This is a genomic window from Rivularia sp. UHCC 0363, from assembly GCF_034931125.1.
GTDB lineage: Bacteria > Cyanobacteriota > Cyanobacteriia > Cyanobacteriales > Nostocaceae > Rivularia.
Genome location: NZ_JAYGHM010000050.1, coordinates 33,597 through 49,611 on the forward strand (window position 1 = coordinate 33,597; position 16,015 = coordinate 49,611).

A 16,015-nucleotide genomic window follows, 5' to 3' on the forward strand; every position below is an offset into this window, starting at 1 on the left:
ATACTTCAGAAATCTGACTTATAACTTTATAACTAGTGAATTCTAACTAGTGAATTCAGCCCAGAAAAATAGCTGACACCTGATTTTTTTAGGCTTGAAAGTGCTAAGTCCTAGAGTTTTCTCAACTAACTAACCTAATCAACAGGGGATTTAACAGATGGCAACTTACACATCGGAAGAAATGAGCAAGGTTGCTGAAGCGCCGATGATGATTGGTATGGCGGTGGCTATGGTCGATATGGGAATTGTCTCGACGGCCATTGAAGCAGCGGCAATGTCCAAGCAGATCGCTGGGGCCGCTACGAAATATCCCAACAACTCGATCATTCAAGCTGTGTTTTCAGATGCGGCGCTCAAGAGCGGCACTGTGAAAATGGAGAAGCCTGACATCCAGCCCGAAGATGTGCAGTCCGGTGCGGTCGTTGACAAAGCTCTGACCACGGTTGATGCTGCAGTCGCAGCGATTGGCGATAAGGCCACGCCCGTAGAAATCACAGAATTTAAGCAGTTTGTCTATGACTGTGGCGATGCGGTGGCCAATGCAGCAGGCAGCGGTCTGTTTGGCTCAGGCAATCCCAAGGTGAGCGATAAAGAAGCCGCCGCGCTAGCCAAAATCAAAGCTGCCTTTGCGGTTTAGGCACAGCATTCAGGTTGCCCTGCAGTCAGCATCTTGTAGTTAGCATCTAGAGCGACTTCTGCAATCTATCTAGAGCGAGATTTCCAGATAGATTGCGTTCCTTTACGAGACTGACGACCCTGGCGAAGTATTCCGTTAAGATCCAGGTATTCTGCTTTATTTTCAGGAGATAAAGATGAAATTTGCTCGCTGGCTCAGGGCATTTGCCCCCGTTGTGATGAGCTTGTTGCTGCTTGTAACCGCCTGTTCCAAAGCACCTTCGCGCTATGCGGACGTGCAGAAAGAGACGACGGGACGAGGCGCACAGGCTGCCGTTGTGAAAGCGGCTGAACAAGGTTCGACCTTTAACAAATTTTTTCCAGATGCGACGGGCGACTACGAAGTGGTGCCGGCCCAGGAAAAAAAAGGCTTTGCTGAATATAAGCTCAATAAAGACGGCAAAAACGTCGCGATGCTATCAGTCAGCGATACGGCCAATTTACCCGCCGCCGCCTTGAAGTATCAGACCGCCACCGAGTCAATTGCGGGCTACCCGTCCGTCAACCAGGGCACGATGTCAACCGGACTGCTGGTGAACAGCCGCTACCAGGTGAAAGTGCTCTCCCGCGATCCCTCTTTCAGCCAGGAGGATCGCGTGGCCTGGCTGCAAAAGTTTGATCTCAGAGGCTTGGCCAAGCTGGAAGGGGCTGAAAAGCTGACCAATCTGCCGACCACCGCCACGCAAAAGGCCAAGGCGGTCGTGAAGCAATCCACCGACGATGTGAAAGCTGACATCAAAGATCTGCAGGCTCCAGCCGTACCTCAGCTTCCAGGCTTGAAGCAACTGAAGGACTCATTCAAGGATTCAGATAACCTGCCGCCCGTGCTCATTCCCCAGCCTGCGGCTTAGCCAGGTTACGCATCTCTAGCCTGACTGAGGCTATTTCTGCACTTTTTAAGAAAAGGAGCTGCATTGTGAGTAAACCCGTATACGAATTGGTGGATGATCTGCCGAAAGGTGGACTAACGGTTTCCGCTCTCAAATCATTGGACTTTGTGGTGCCCGGTCAATGGAACAACCTGGTTGGATTTGATAATACGATCCGCACGGTCACCGGCGAAACAGACGAGTCCCTGATTCAGCAGATTGGCGAGCGGGCTGTGACGCTCTACAACGACAAGTCGCAGGGCTACCAGAGAGCGCTCTGGCTGTATGAGTCGGTTGATTCTGCCTCGGGACTGCTGGGCACCGCAGCCCTGGCTAACCGCATCGGTCAAGATACGTTTTTGGGATTTTTGAAAAACCTGACGCCTAAGCCAGAGCGGGCCCAGAGCATTGATCTGACCGTGAAGCTGGTGACCGAAATCGTTGCCTTTTGCCAAATCAACGGCATTCCGGGCGACAGCATTGGCGACTTTTTGGCTGCCCTCAAAGACTACGGCGGCGAGTCGCTGATGCGGATGGCGGCGCTGGTCTGCTTTGACGGCGTGATTCCGCTGGGCGCTGGCTTCACCGAAAAAGCGCTGTCGATGCTCAAAGGCATGAGTCCCTCTGATGTGAGCAGCAACCGGACATTTAAAGGCGTAGAGGAGCTGATTCCGGGCGGCAACGATGCCGGCAAGCTGAATTTCATCACCGAGAGCTTCGAGTCTACCAAAGGCTGGATGGATAATTTTGTCTCCTCAAAACATCTGACCCAGCAGGGCTTGGTAGATAACCTTTCCAATTTTGTCGAGGTCACGGGCGACAAAATGGACTACGTGGGCGCTTTCCTCGATATGTCGGTGAAATACTACCGGCATACGGGCGTCCAGACGTTGACTCGCCGCTTGGTCGAACGCGCCGTCGCCGAAATCTAGGCAGGATTGCTCAACCTAAAAGACAAATCGGCGCTGCTAGGTTAAGTCTAGCAGCGCCGATTTTAGCTGAATTAAGAGGTGAATCAGGCTTCAAGCTGAGGTTGAGACGGGCTGTTTTTCCAGCACCAGCTTTGAGCGCTTCACCTGCTCGGGCACGGGAATTGGGTAGTCGCCGGTGAAGCAGGCCGAGCAAAAATGCTCTGGGTTTTCGCCCGTGGCGCTCAGCATGCCCTCCCAGCTCAGATAGGCCAGCGAATCCACACCAATCTGCTCGGCAATCTCTTCTACTGATTTGGTGGCGGCAATCAGCTGATCCTGGCTGTCGGTATCAATGCCGTAGAAGCAGGGATGCGTCACGGGCGGCGAAGAAATTCGCATATGCACCTCGACCGCGCCCGCATCCCGCAGCGCCTTGACGATTTTGCGGCTGGTCGTGCCCCGCACCAGCGAATCATCCACAATCAGAATGCGCTTGCCCACCAGCACGTCTTTGAGCGGGTTGAGCTTCATCCGAATCCCAGACTCGCGCATGGTCTGCGTCGGCTGAATGAACGTCCGCCCCACGTAGCGATTTTTGATCAGCCCCTCGGCGTAGGGAATCTTCGACTGCTGCGAAAAGCCAATCGCCGCCGGAATTCCAGAGTCGGGCACGCCCATCACCAGATCGACCTCTACGGTGGATTCAATCGCTAGCTGCCGCCCAATCCGCAGCCGGTAGCTGTACAGGCTTTCGTCATGCACAATGCTGTCAGGCCGCGCAAAGTAGATCATCTCAAAAATGCAGAGCTTGCGCTGCGGCTGAGCCGCCCAGTGAAACGAAGCCAGCCCCGCTTCGGTAATCCAGACCAGCTCACCCGGCTCCACGTCCCGCAGATAGTCAGCGCCAATGATATCGAGCGCGCAGGTTTCAGAAGCAATCACGTAGCGCAGCGGCGTACCAGCGGCTCCTTCTAGCGTGCCAATCACCAGAGGCCGCACGCCGTTGGGGTCGCGCACGCCCATCACGCCTTCCGGTGTGCCAATCGCTAAGCTAAAGGCTCCCCGGCAGCGATGCAGGGCGCTAATTGTACCCTCCAGCCAGGCCTTGCCCTCGTTGATTGCCCCCGCAATCGCAAAGGCAATCATCTCCGAGTCAGTCGTGGTGAGCAGCTCCACGTTGGCCTCTACTAGCTCGTCGCGCAGCTCGGCCGTGTTGACCAGATTGCCGTTGTGGGTGAGCGCCAGCGGCCCCAAGCGCGTTTCAACGATGGCCGGCTGAGCGTTGACGATCCGGCTCGAGCCCGTGGTGGAATAGCGCGTATGTCCCACCGCCAAGTCACCTGGCAGCTCTTGCAGGATCTGCTCGCTAAACACCTGCGATACCAGCCCCATATCCTTGTGAGAATAGATCTGCCCGTCTTTAAAGGTGGCAATACCCGCCGACTCTTGACCGCGATGCTGTAGGGTGTAAAGCCCAAAATAGGTGAGTTTGGCAACATCTTCTGCGGGCGCATAGATGCCAAACACACCGCAAGCTTCTTCGGGTTTATCCGGTCGCTCTTGATCAGCAGGAGCAAGTAACGCGGAATCGTCAGAGGTTGGCATCATAGAAGCGTCTGGTTCCCTTGGATATATCAGGACTAGTGAAAAGCCTAAAGCGGCAGAATCAGAAGATTGCCCCATTCGACAACTTAATGATTCCTTAACAAATATTACTTTACAAGCGTAGCGCAAACCCAAAGCTGGCGACCAGAAATCTGCCCTGCTCAAATCTCGGTCAAATTAAGTTAGATCAGGAAGAATAGAGAAAAGCTTATGCGCGACTATGCTGATTTTAGAAGCCCAAAACCTGCAAAAAACCTACCGCAGCCGTCGCCAGGTCTTTACGGCGGTGGCAGATGTCTCGCTGAAGCTAGCCGCTGGCGAAGTGCTGGCCTTTCTGGGGCCAAATGGCGCTGGCAAAACCACCACGATCAAAATGATCGCCGGCCTGATTCTGCCCGACTCAGGCTGGGTGACGGTGGCTGGCCGCAATCCGCATCAGGACGTGCGGGCGCTGCGGGCGATTGGCGCAGTCTTGGAGGGCAACCGCAACCTTTACTGGCGGCTCACCCCAACTGAGAACCTGGAGTATTTTGGCGTGCTGCGGGGGCTAACTCGTCGGGTGGCGCAGCAGCACAGCCGCGATTTGATCGAGCGGTTTGAGCTGGGCGACAAGCGGCAGACGCTGGTGCAAGATCTTTCGCGCGGCATGCAGCAAAAGCTGGCGATTGCCGTGGCGCTGATGCATGATCCACAGCTCTTGCTGCTAGATGAGCCAACGCTGGGGCTAGACGTGGAGGCAACCGCAAGCGTCAAGCGACTGGTGCGCGAGATTGCGGCGGAAGGCCGGGCGATTTTGCTGACCACGCATCAGCTTGATATTGCCGAGGAGCTCTCGGATCGGGTGGCGGTGATTAACCAGGGTGAAATCGTCGTCGAGGAGCCAACCGCCGAGCTGATTCGCCAGTTTTCAGACGGCGCCTATTTGATTCAGTTAGAGCAGCCGCTCGACCCGCTGCGAGCTAGCAAAATCACCGCTCTGGGCGCAATGGCTAAGGCGCAGCAGATCACGATTCGCGACCCGGATATCCTCTACTCGGTTCTAGAGATTCTGCGGCCGCTGCCGATTCTGACAATGGGACGACAGCAGGCCAACCTGACCGATATTTTCCTCAGCTTTGTCCGAAAACCCTAGCGATATTTTTTTGATGCTCTCTCTATTTTTGGCTGAATTCAAGCGGAGTTTTGTGCAGCTAAGGCGCTATTCGTCTGAGCTGATTGGCGGCGTGGTGGGCACGACGATTATTTTTTACGGGCTGTTTTTGAGCACGCAGTATATTGCGGGGCCGGGATTTCAGTTTGGCAGCAGGCTAGACTCGATTATTGTCGGCTATGTGCTCTGGGCGCTGATGCTGTTTATTATGGGCGATATTGCTGGCGGCCTGCAGCAGGAGGCGCGGACGGGGACGCTGGAGCAGCTATTTCTATCGCCCTACAGCGCTTCGACGGTGTTTTTGCTGCGGGCAATTTCCAGCCTGATTTTGAACCTAACAATTAACCTGGGCATCTTGCTGCTGATTATGGCGCTGACGGGCAGCAGGCTAGCCTTTCCGCCGACGCTACTGCCGCCGCTGCTGGCGGTTTTGCTGGGAGCTTACGGGATTGCCTTTGCGATGGGGGCGCTGGCGCTGACGCTGAAGCAGGTGCAGCAGGTGCTGAGCGTGTTTCAGTTTGGCTTGATTTTTTTGTTTACGGTGCCGGTGGAGAGCTGGACGGGCGGCGCTAGGTTTCTGGGTTGGCTGCTGCCGATGGCGCCGGGGGCGGGGTTGCTGCGGGGGGTGATGGCGCAGGGGGCGGCGTTGGACTGGGGAATTTTGGCGGTGGCGCTGCTGAATGGCGCGGTTTATTTCGCGGCGGGGGTGGCGCTGTTTGGCTGGGCGGAGCGGCGGATGAAGAGATTGGGGAGGCTGGGGGGATATTGATTTGACTGTCTAGTTGAATTTACTAAGATGCACTGAGAGATCTGGGCTACCGAATCGAAATGCTTGGGGGCGTTTGCCCCCAAACCCCCAGCAGGGACGGCAGTCCGCCCCTGCACCCCGACTAAGGGGAGATCTGTCGGCAACTAGGTTCCGCTTCGCCTCGTGGGGTTTTAAACTTGACCCTCCGTGTCGCGAGGCCGGAAACCTGCCCTGAATCTTGTGCTGCGCAAACCATAGAATGCCACCCTGCAACGCCATACCCTATCTCTGGCGCTCTACAGATACGCCACTTTGTGAGGGGGTGTCGGGGGACGACAGCGTCCCCTGACGGGGGTTTGGGGGCTTGCCCCCAAGCATTTGGCTCGCCGCCAAGTCTTTAAACCCGCCTAATCCCTACACTTTCTTCAACCAGCTAAACATCGCCCGCAAATCCTTCCCAACCTCCTCAATCGGATGCTCAGCCTCCTGCCGCCGCATCGCATTAAACCCAGGCTTACCCGCCTGATTCTCCAACACAAACTCCCGCGCAAACTGCCCCGACTGAATCTCGCTGAGGATCTTCTTCATCTCCGCCCGCGTCTCATCCGTCACAATCCGCGGCCCCCGCGTCAAATCCCCATACTCCGCCGTATTCGAAATACTATCCCGCATCTTCGCCAAGCCCCCCTCCACCACCAAATCCACAATCAGCTTCACCTCATGCAGGCATTCAAAATAAGCCAGCTCCGGCTGATACCCCGCATTCACCAGCGTCTCAAACCCCGCTTTAATTAGCGCGCTCAAGCCACCGCAGAGCACCACCTGCTCCCCGAACAAATCCGTCTCCGTCTCTTCTCGAAACGTCGTCTCCAAAATTCCTGCTCGCGTACCGCCAACGCCTTTGGCATAGGCCATCGCCCGATCCCGCGCCTGCCCCGTCGCGTCCTGATAGACCGCAAACAGGCAGGGCACACCCTCACCCTGCGTATAAGTCCGCCGCACCAGATGCCCCGGCCCCTTCGGAGCCACCATCACCACATCCACATCCGCCGGCGGCAGAATCTGCGCAAAGTGAATATTAAAGCCATGCGCAAACGCCAGCAGGTTCCCCGCCTGCAAATTCGGCGCAATCTCATGCTTATAGATCGTGCCCATCACCTCATCCGGCAGCAAGATCATAATAAAATCAGCCGCCGCCGCCGCATCCGCCACCGACTTCACCGTCAGCCCTTCCGCCTCAGCCTTAGCCGCCGACTTGCTGCCCGGATAAAGGCCGACAATTACGGTCATGCCGCTGTCTTTGAGGTTGAGCGCATGCGCATGTCCTTGCGAACCATAGCCGATAATCGCAATCGTCTTCCCGGCTAAGAGATCCAAATTCGCGTCAGCATCGTAATACATCCGAGCCATAAAAATTCTCCGTCAGCAGGCATAGTAGATTGGGCTGCATAGGCGTTTTATCATATCAAAAAGTGCAGCACCTGCGGCTGTTTCGCCAAGAAACTCATCATTGAGCCAGCGATTGCGCTGGCTTCAGCCAGCTTGCAGCGCTGCGAGCTAGATCAGTCCGGCGGGTATTCTACCTAAGAGACCATGCTAAGAGACCATGAGTCAGGTGAAAGACTCGGCCTAGTAGCTCTATAGCGAAACTGTGAAAATGACCGATGCCCGTGAACCGTTCCAAGGCGTCCTGCGCCTAGTGCCCACTTCTCCGCTGGCCCCCGCCCAACCAGCCGTTCGGCCAGCCGCGCAGGTGCGGCTGCGCAACCTGAAGGTGAATCAAAAGATTGCGCTTAGCTATGCTTTCTCGCTAGGGCTAGCCGTTATGGGTACCTTGAGCGGCTTCTTGATCGGCAATTACTTTCACCAGAAAGCCTCTGCTCCGCAGCAAGAGCTAGCGCAAGAGCTAGAGTTGCTCAACCAGCTCCAAATTAGCCTGCTGAAAATTCGCACCCACCAGATTGAGTTCGTGGCGCTGCTCGGCCAGCCCGCAGATCTGCAAGCCGAATACCGCGAGTTTCTCCAGCATCACGCTAGCTTTCAGCAAGCCTGGAATCAGCTCAGACGCACAAAATCGCTCGATACTTCCCCCGACCTAGCCGCCACCCAGCGGCTGCTGCTGCGGCAAACCCGCTCGCTGGATGAATATGTGGGGCAAATCTCGGCGCTATTGCTGCCCGCTCAAACCGCAGATGCCCAGCTCTCTGCTCAGAAAATTCAGCAGATTCGCAGTCAGTTAATTGGCGCCAAAGACCGCAGCATGACCCTCCAGCTCGAAGCGTTTTCGAGTCAGCTCGTGCCGCTGATTGCTCAGGTGCAGCAAAAGCACGCGCAGGCCACCGCCGCCGTGATTCGCACGGATGCCTTTCGCAACCAGATTGTAGCGCTCAGCATGCTGGTCTCAGTTTTGGCTGCCGCTATTCTCTCCACCTGGCTGAGTCGGGCAATTGTGCATCCGCTCCGCACCACCACCCAAGTCGCCCAGCAGGTGACGCAAGATTCCAATTTTGAGCTTCAGGCTCCCGTCACCACCACCGACGAAGTGGGCATCCTGGCCGAAGCGCTCAACCAGCTGATCCGGCGCGTCAAAACGCTGTTGGCCGAACAGCAGGCCGCCACCGCCCAGACCTTGATTCAAAGCGAAAAAATGTCGAGCCTGGGGCAAATGCTGGCGGGCGTTGCCCATGAAATCAACAACCCGATTACCTATATTTACGGCAATCTGGCTCCCGTCACCGAATATATTGACGGACTGCTCGATCTGATTCACGCCTACGAAACGCTGCCCGCCGCGCCTGCGGATCAAGCCACAATTCAGGCCAAGATCACTGAGATCGACCTGGAATTTATTGAAGAAGATTTGCCGCGGCTGCTGCAATCCATGCGGCTTGGAGCTGAACGCACCCGCCAGATGGTGCTGAGCCTCCGCAGCTTTTCCCGCATCGATGAGCAGGAAGCGCAAGCCGTTGACCTGCATGACTGCATTGACAGTACGCTGCTGCTGCTCAACAACCGGATCAAAAACGGCGTGCAGATCGATCGAGAGTACGGCGAGCTGCCGACCATTGAAGGCTACGCCGGATCGCTCTATCAGGTGTTCATGAATCTGCTCAGCAACGCCCTAGATGCCCTAGACGAACGAGTGACGCTCTGGGATCAAGACAGTACGCTAAAGGCAGAAGATCAGCCGCAGATCACGATTGCCACCCGATTTTTAGCCAGTCAGCCAGCCAGCAGTGTTCAGGTCAAGATTGCAGACAACGGCGCTGGCATTGACCCGACGCACCTGAGCAAAATTTTTGATACCTACTTCACGACCAAGCCAATTGGAGTCGGAACCGGACTGGGACTGGCCATCAGCCGCGAAATTATTTTTAGCAAGCACCACGGTGAAATGCACTGTCAGTCGCAGGTGGGGCAAGGCACTGAATTTACAATTACGCTGCCGATTAAGCAGCCCCAACCTGCGGCCAGCGACAGCAGCGCTACTTCGAGCCAGTCGGCAAAAACGGGCGCATAATTAAAAATCCTGCCCCAAACGCCGTCAAAATAATCGCGATCACCGTCAGGATTAGCCAGAGGCTATTCATTCGGCCCGTTGGGGCTTGCGTCGTTGCCTGAGACAAGACAGGCTGCTCGGCCACCCAGTCAGGCTGCGGCTCATTGGGACGCAGGCTAGCCGCCACCGCCGTCGCCGTCGCTGTCTCTTGCCAAGTCGGGTGAGTCGCCGCGCTACCCGTCTGCCCTGGGATAAAGCTAGGCTGGTTCTGAATCCAGGGCTGCAGACTAAAGGCCAGCCGCTGCATTTCCTGGAGAATCTGCTGATGTTCGCGCTCAAGCTGCTGATTCTTGCCGTTGAGCGCATCAATCATGGCGCGGGTGGCTTGCAGCTCAGCAGCCAGCTCGCGATAGACCGAAATGGGCACTGAAGGAGCAGGCGGCATGGGTGCAGCAGAGCGGCCAGCTGTAGCTTGCGGAGCGCGGGCTTGATTTGATTTCATGGGGTCTACGAACTAGGAAACCTATTTGCCCATGAATCTTAGTTGAAGTTCTTTTTTTTGGCATAGGTTTTGTGCGGCTTTAATTTTGCCTTTGATTTGGCGCTAGGAAAACTGCTTAATCCAGCCGCGCCGCATCAGCCAGTCGATCAGCAATGCCGCCAAGCCAAACAGCAGCAGACTCTCTGCGACCTGCAGCCCAATTTGCAGAGCCGCCTGCCAGTCCAGCCGCAGACTCTGAGCTAGAGCCAGCCCCCGCACCAGCCCAAACGCTAGCACCGCCCCCGACTGCAGATGCGAGTTGCGGTCGGCTCGGATCACATAGCGATAGGTAACGCCAAACAGAAAGCCGCTCAGCAGCGCCACTGCGGTTTGCAAACCCAGCGCCGCCGGAGCCAGATTCAGCCCCAGATTCAGCCAAACCTGCCCAGCTATAGCTAAGCCAACAGCGCTAGCCGCCGCCGCTGCGCCCGCCAGTCCAGCCTTGAGAGATTCGATTCGCTCAGCTGCTTGATCCATTCAAGCTCCCCAAATTGCCCGCTAAATTTGTGATAGGGTGACAGCGTTTCACAGCGCTACTCTATGAACGTTACCATTCTTGGCTGCGGCTATGTCGGCTCCGCAGTGGCCCAACGCTGGCAGCAGCAGGGCTTAAGCGTCACCGTTACCACCACGCGACCCGAACGACTGCCCGCGCTCTCGGATATTGCCAATCGTGCAGTCGTGGTGCAGGGCAACGACGCAGCAGCCTTGCGAGAGCTGCTGCAAGATCAGCAGGTTTTGCTGCTCAGCGTCGGGGCGCAGCATCGCTCGGCCTATGCAGAGACCTATCTGGACACAGCCAAAACGCTGCTGCAGGTCTTACCCGCCAGCCTGCAGCAAATTATTTACACTGGCAGCTACGCCGTCTATGGCGATCAGCAGGCCAACTGGGTCACGGAAGCCTCGCCCATTTTTCCGGCCAACGAAAACGGTGAGATTCTGGCCGAAACTGAGCGGCTGTTGCTGAGCGCTGCCAATCGGCTCAGAGATCGGCTTAAAGTTTGCGTCCTGCGCTTAGGCGGCATCTACGGGGCTGGACGTGAGCTGGTCAAGATCTTTAGCGGCATTGCCGGCACGACTCGTCCGGGCGACGGCAGCGAGGCCAGCAACTGGGTGCATCTCGACGATATTGTGGGCGCGGTCGAGTTTGCCAGAGCCCAGCAGCTCAGCGGTATCTACAACCTGGTGCAAGAGCCGATCACAACGGGCGGGCTGTTTGAGCAGATCCTGACAAAGCAGAATCTGCCGCCGGTCGTCTGGGACAGTAGCCAAACCAGCAGTCGCCCTTACAACGCGCGGGTATCAAACCAAAAGTTACGGGATGCAGGCTATCAGTTCCTGCATCCCGTAACCCAGCCTTAGCCAGCGCTTGAGCTAGCTATCGGCTGGTAACCAGCTCTTTCTCAGCTGCAGCCACCGCCTCCAGTGCCTCAGCCGTCGCAAGCTGGCGGATGTTCTGCCGCTCTTGATAGACCAGAGCCGCTAGGTGAATGACCGAAAGCGTCAGGGCAGCCACCGACAGCAGATAGCTGTGAATCGTATACATATGGGCCACAGTCGTTGTAGTGATGCCGTCGCCACCCAGGAAGACCGCCTTCAAAATCGGCCCTAGCACCGGCAGACTGCCCAGCGTTCCCATTTCGATCTTCAGCCGCCAGTAGCCAATTTGATCCCAGTCGAGAATCATCGCCGTCCAGCCCAAGCCAATCGCCGAGAGCGCCAAAAATCCGCCGCTGAGCCAGCCGGTAAACCAGGCAGGCTGATGCTGACGGCCAAAGAACATCACGAAGATTTGCAGCAGCGCCACGTAGATCAGCGCGTTGCCGGCAGTATTATGCAGACTCCGCACCAAGCTGCCACCCTGCACCTCCTCAGTAATGCGCCGCAGCGACTCAAATGCGCCCTGAGAACTTGGAACATAGTAAAACGACAGCAGAATGCCCGTGATTGCCGCCACCAATACCAGCGTTAGCGAAACCACGGCTAGCACTGTGGCCAGCCGTCGCAGAATCCAGGCAAAATTAATTGTTCTCATAGCGGCTCTCCCGGCTCAGTGGCATCATCAAATAAATTTAGAATTATTGATTAATGTAACAAGATTTTAATATTTCTGGCTGCGCCAAATGGCAGAATTTCAGCAGATGATTAAAAACAGGTTTTGCTGTGAGCCCTAATGTCTGACGCTGACTTAGTTCCGCTGGCTAATCGAACGGCAGTTCTGGCGACGATGCATGGCAAAGAGCAGGTGATAGCGCCGCTGCTAATTGAGCTAGGAATCTCGGTGCTGCTGCCGTCTGAGCTGGATATCGAGTTCAATACCGATCAGTTTGGCACGTTCAGCCGCGAGATCAAGCGGGCCGGGAGTCAGCAGGAAGCCGCCCGCATCAAGGCTGAGCAAGCCCTGCAGCTCACGGGCTTGAATCTGGCGATTGCCAGCGAAGGTGCGTTTGGGCCACATCCAGCGCTGCCCTATCTGCCCTGCAACCGCGAGCTGGTGCTGCTGCTAGACCCAGAAAACCAGCTAGAAATCTGGGGCGAAGCGCTCTCGACGCAGACAAATTTTGCTCAGGCTGAGGTGCGTTCGCTGGCCGAGGCCGAGCAGTTTGCCGAGCAGATTGGGTTTCCGCAGCATGGCTTGATCCTGAGAGCCGAAGATCAGCTGATCAAAGGCATCGTTACCGCCAAGCAGCTAGCAAGCGCCGTGCAGCAGCATCTCGCGGCATCTGGCTCAGTCACGCTGGAAACCGACATGCGCGCCCAGTACAACCCGCAGCGGATGCAGGTGATCTCTCAGGCCACCCAAAATCTGGTGCAGAAAATCCGCCAGATCTGCCCTAGCTGCGGCTGGCCGGGGTTTGATATTGTCGAGCGCCAGCCTGGACTGCCCTGCGCCTGGTGCCGTCAGCCCACAGAGCTCACTTTGGCAGATATCTATGCCTGTCAGCACTGCGGCCACCGTCAGGTTAAAGCGGCTGAGGCGAGTCAGGCTGATCCGGCCCACTGCGCCTACTGCAATCCTTAGAATAGAGTGATTACGCAGCTTCAAATACTTTGTGCTGAGGCTGCTGGCTTTAAACTTAACTAGCTCCAATCAATCCGAGAAACTTAAGACGCGATACATGGTTGCTGAACTTTCAAACAATCTGGCAAACAATCTGGCAAACAATCTGGCAAACAATCTGGCAAACAATCTGGCAAACAATCTGGCAGACAGGCTGGTAGAACAGCTAGCGGCGCTAAAGCTGTCGGCTGACTGGGTGGGAATTCGGATGGTGAAGGAAACGGTGGGGTCGCGCTCGGTTAGAGACGGCCAGCCGCAGCGCAACGGCAAATCGACCAGCCAGGGGGCCATGGTGGAGGTGCTGGTCAACGGTCAGATTGGCTACGGAGCCACCAACGATCTCTCAACTGCGGGTCTGCAGGCCGCCGCTGAGCAAGCCCAACAGCAGGCGATGGCGGCCAGCCGCTGGGCGGTTCATGCCCTGACGCCAGCCGTCCGTCCCAAAGTGGTTGGGCAATATGCCTCGCCCTATGTGAAGCCGCTGGACGCCCTCTCGCCTGCCGAGATCAACGAGTTGCTGGTGCAGCTCTGCCAGAAGCTGAAAGTCTCTGACCAGATCGTGCAGACCACCGCGATGGCCGTCACCAACGAAACCGAATCCTGGTTTGTCAGCAGCAACGGCTCTGAGGTCTACCAAAAGTTTTCGCTGCTGGAAACCCACTTTGGCGCAACGGCCCAAGACGGAGCAATTGTGCAGCAGCGCAGCCACAACGGTCAGCTGGCACATTGCTACCAGGGCGGCTGGGAGCTGTTTCTAACGCCCGATCTATGGCAGCAGGCGCAGCAGATTGGCGCACAGGCCGTCGAACTGCTCACCGCCACCGAATGCCCCAGCCTGACGACGGCGCTGCTGCTGGCTCCCGACCAGATGATGCTGCAAATCCACGAAAGCGTCGGGCATCCGCTGGAGCTAGACCGGATTTTGGGCGACGAGCGCAACTACGCCGGCGGCAGCTTCGTCAAGCCCCAGGATTTTGGCTCGCTCTCCTACGGCTCCGAGCTGATGAACATCACCTTCAACCCCAGCGTCCCCGGCGAATTTGCCAGCTACAGCTTTGATGATATCGGCGCAGCCGCCAGCCGTGAATATCTGATCCAGTCGGGCAAGCTGCTGCGTGGCTTGGGCAGCCTGGAGAGTCAGGCAAGATTGGAGCAGCCTGGAGTCGCCTGCGCGCGGGCCTGCTCCTGGAACCGTCCGCCGATTGACCGGATGGCAAATCTCAACTTGGAGCCTGGAACCGCCTCGTTTGCGGAGCTGATTCAGGACGTGGAGCATGGCGTGTACATGGAAGCCAACCGCTCCTGGTCAATCGACGACCAGCGCTACAAGTTTCAGTTCGGCTGCGAATACGCCAAGCTGATCGAAAACGGCCAGATCACCAAAACGCTGCGCAACCCCAACTACCGCGCCACCACGCCTGAATTCTGGCATCAGCTGGTGCGGGTGGGCGACGAATCTACCTGGCAGATGTATGGCACGCCCTACTGCGGCAAAGGCGAGCCCAACCAGGCAATTCGAGTTGGTCACGGTTCGCCCGCCTGTCTATTCGCCAATGTCGAAGTCTTCGGAGGTGGCGCATGAGTCTCGCTGAAATTCAATCTAAAACCCCAGCCGCTCAGCGCATAGGGCAGCTCGAACTGGTCTTTAACCGATTAGCAGATGCGCTATTGACCGAACTCAGAGCCGACGAGCAGCTGAAGCTCACCCTGCAGGCCGAGCAGAGTCAGTTTGTCCGGTTCAACGCCGCCAGAGTGCGCCAGACGGGCTGCATCACCGACGGCAGCCTAGCGCTCACCCTGATGCAAAACCAGCGCAATGCCTACCGCTCGCTTCCCTGCACAGGCGACTGGGAAACCGACTGGCCGCAGATGCAGCAAGCCCTGGTCGAACTGCGCCAAGAAGTCCCCGACCTGCCGGTTGATCCCTATCTGGTGCTGCCCACCGGCGACGCCACCAGCCGCGATATCCAGACTGGCCAACTGCTCAGACCTGATCTAGTGGCTGCCAGCCTCCTGCCCGAAGTGGCCGGACTCGACTTCACCGGCATCTATGCCGGCGGCTGCGTGATGCGGGGCTATGCCGACTCTGCCGGACAGCGCCACTGGTTTGCCACCGAATCTTTTGCGCTCGACTACTCGCTGTTTACGCCCGACAACCAGGCGGTCAAGGGCACGTTCGCCGGCAACCAGTGGGATCAGGCCGCCTACAGCGCCAAGCTCGCCGACTCGAAGCTGCAGCTCCAGCGGTTGGCCCAGTCGCCCAAGTCGATTCCGCGCGGCCAGTACCGCACCTATCTCGCGCCCAGTGCCCTGGCTGAAATCATCGGCATGTTTTCCTGGGGCGGCATCAGCGAGGCGGCCCTGCAGCGCGGCGATAGCGCTCTGGCCGTTTTGCAGCGCGGCGAAAAGCAGCTCTCGCCCTGCTTCAGCCTCAGCGAAAACTTTCGGCATGGGCTGGTGCCGCGCTTCAACGAATGGGGCGAAGTCGCTCCGGTCGAGCTGCCATTAATTGCGGCGGGTCAGCTCAAAAACACGCTGATTAGCTCGCGCACGGCCAAAGAATATGGCAAAGTCGCCAATGGCGCAGCAGGCGGCGAATATCTGCGCTCGCCGGAAGTCGCCCCTGGCAAGCTGGCCTCTGACCAGATTCTGGCCAGTCTCGACACCGGACTCTATCTTTCAAATCTGCATTACCTCAACTGGAGCGACCGACCCAGCGGTCGGATTACCGGCATGACGCGCTACGCCTGCTTTTGGGTGGAGCAGGGCGAGCTGGTTGCCCCAATTGAAAACCTGCGGTTTGACGAAAGCCTCTACCGCTGCCTGGGCGAGGCGCTGCTTGACCTAACCGAGACGCAGGAGTTTGTGCCGGAAGTGGGCAGCTACAGCAACCGCAGCTTGGGCGGCATCTGGGTGCCGGGCGCGCTGATTGAGGGGTTCACCTATACGCTATAGC

General features: G+C 57.2%; 15 protein-coding genes. 10 read left to right on the plus strand and 5 right to left on the minus strand.

The window, feature by feature from the left end:
• Positions 1–157 precede the first annotated feature (157 nt).
• From VB797_RS24200 to VB797_RS24210, 3 genes are all read left to right on the plus strand, one after another.
• Complete coding sequence (locus tag VB797_RS24200) at positions 158–637, plus strand: hypothetical protein (protein ID WP_323240299.1); 480 nt, start codon at positions 158–160, stop codon at positions 635–637.
• A gap of 175 nt (positions 638–812) precedes the next feature.
• Positions 813–1,526: a hypothetical protein gene (locus tag VB797_RS24205; RefSeq protein WP_323240300.1), complete on the plus strand. Its 714-nt coding sequence runs from the start codon at positions 813–815 to the stop codon at positions 1,524–1,526.
• Between the two features lie 65 nt (positions 1,527–1,591).
• Entirely contained in the window at positions 1,592–2,476 is an 885-nt protein-coding gene (locus tag VB797_RS24210; RefSeq protein WP_323240301.1) for a hypothetical protein, read from the plus strand.
• A gap of 90 nt (positions 2,477–2,566) precedes the next feature.
• Here the strand turns inward: VB797_RS24210 and purF are convergent, their stop codons facing one another.
• Entirely contained in the window at positions 2,567–4,063 is a 1,497-nt protein-coding gene (gene purF, locus VB797_RS24215) for an amidophosphoribosyltransferase (RefSeq protein WP_323240302.1), read from the minus strand.
• Positions 4,064–4,280: 217 nt separating this feature from the next.
• Here purF and VB797_RS24220 point away from each other — a divergent pair, with 217 nt between their 5' ends.
• Together VB797_RS24220 and VB797_RS24225 are read left to right on the plus strand one after the other, a co-directional pair.
• Positions 4,281–5,192 carry an ABC transporter ATP-binding protein gene (locus tag VB797_RS24220; protein WP_323240303.1) on the plus strand — a complete coding sequence of 304 codons (912 nt, stop codon included), beginning with the start codon at positions 4,281–4,283 and terminating at the stop codon, positions 5,190–5,192.
• Positions 5,176–5,979 (plus strand): ABC transporter permease, encoded by an 804-nt coding sequence (locus VB797_RS24225; RefSeq protein WP_323240304.1) that lies wholly within the window; start codon positions 5,176–5,178, stop codon positions 5,977–5,979. The genes VB797_RS24220 and VB797_RS24225 overlap by 17 nt, the downstream gene beginning before the upstream one ends.
• Before the next feature lie 393 nt (positions 5,980–6,372).
• Here the strand turns inward: VB797_RS24225 and ilvC are convergent, their stop codons facing one another.
• Positions 6,373–7,368, minus strand: a complete 996-nt coding sequence (ilvC, locus tag VB797_RS24230; RefSeq protein ID WP_323240305.1) for a ketol-acid reductoisomerase — start codon at positions 7,366–7,368, stop codon at positions 6,373–6,375.
• Positions 7,369–7,615: 247 nt separating this feature from the next.
• Between ilvC and VB797_RS24235 the strand changes: the two genes are divergently transcribed.
• Positions 7,616–9,478, plus strand: coding sequence for an ATP-binding protein (locus VB797_RS24235; RefSeq protein WP_323240306.1), 1,863 nt, complete (start codon positions 7,616–7,618; stop codon positions 9,476–9,478).
• On the opposite strand, the gene VB797_RS24240 is transcribed toward VB797_RS24235, so the two are convergent.
• Entirely contained in the window at positions 9,444–9,959 is a 516-nt protein-coding gene (locus tag VB797_RS24240; protein WP_323240307.1) for a hypothetical protein, read from the minus strand. The genes VB797_RS24235 and VB797_RS24240 overlap by 35 nt on opposite strands.
• Positions 9,960–10,061: 102 nt before the next feature.
• Positions 10,062–10,475, minus strand: a complete 414-nt coding sequence (locus VB797_RS24245; RefSeq protein WP_323240308.1) for a hypothetical protein — start codon at positions 10,473–10,475, stop codon at positions 10,062–10,064.
• Between the two features lie 63 nt (positions 10,476–10,538).
• Between VB797_RS24245 and VB797_RS24250 the strand changes: the two genes are divergently transcribed.
• Positions 10,539–11,360, plus strand: coding sequence for an NAD-dependent epimerase/dehydratase family protein (locus tag VB797_RS24250; protein ID WP_323240309.1), 822 nt, complete (start codon positions 10,539–10,541; stop codon positions 11,358–11,360).
• Positions 11,361–11,376: 16 nt separating this feature from the next.
• Here the strand turns inward: VB797_RS24250 and VB797_RS24255 are convergent, their stop codons facing one another.
• Complete coding sequence (locus VB797_RS24255) at positions 11,377–12,033, minus strand: cytochrome b N-terminal domain-containing protein (protein ID WP_323240310.1); 657 nt, start codon at positions 12,031–12,033, stop codon at positions 11,377–11,379.
• Positions 12,034–12,171: 138 nt separating this feature from the next.
• On the opposite strand from VB797_RS24255, the gene VB797_RS24260 reads away from it, so the two are divergent.
• The 3 genes from VB797_RS24260 to VB797_RS24270 all read left to right on the plus strand — a co-directional run bounded on the left by VB797_RS24260 (position 12,172) and on the right by VB797_RS24270 (position 16,014).
• Entirely contained in the window at positions 12,172–13,020 is an 849-nt protein-coding gene (locus VB797_RS24260; protein ID WP_323240311.1) for a DUF6671 family protein, read from the plus strand.
• Between the two features lie 97 nt (positions 13,021–13,117).
• Positions 13,118–14,641: a TldD/PmbA family protein gene (locus VB797_RS24265; RefSeq protein WP_416350928.1), complete on the plus strand. Its 1,524-nt coding sequence runs from the start codon at positions 13,118–13,120 to the stop codon at positions 14,639–14,641.
• Positions 14,638–16,014 carry a TldD/PmbA family protein gene (locus tag VB797_RS24270; RefSeq protein WP_323240312.1) on the plus strand — a complete coding sequence of 459 codons (1,377 nt, stop codon included), beginning with the start codon at positions 14,638–14,640 and terminating at the stop codon, positions 16,012–16,014. The genes VB797_RS24265 and VB797_RS24270 overlap by 4 nt, the downstream gene beginning before the upstream one ends.
• Position 16,015 lies beyond the last annotated feature (1 nt).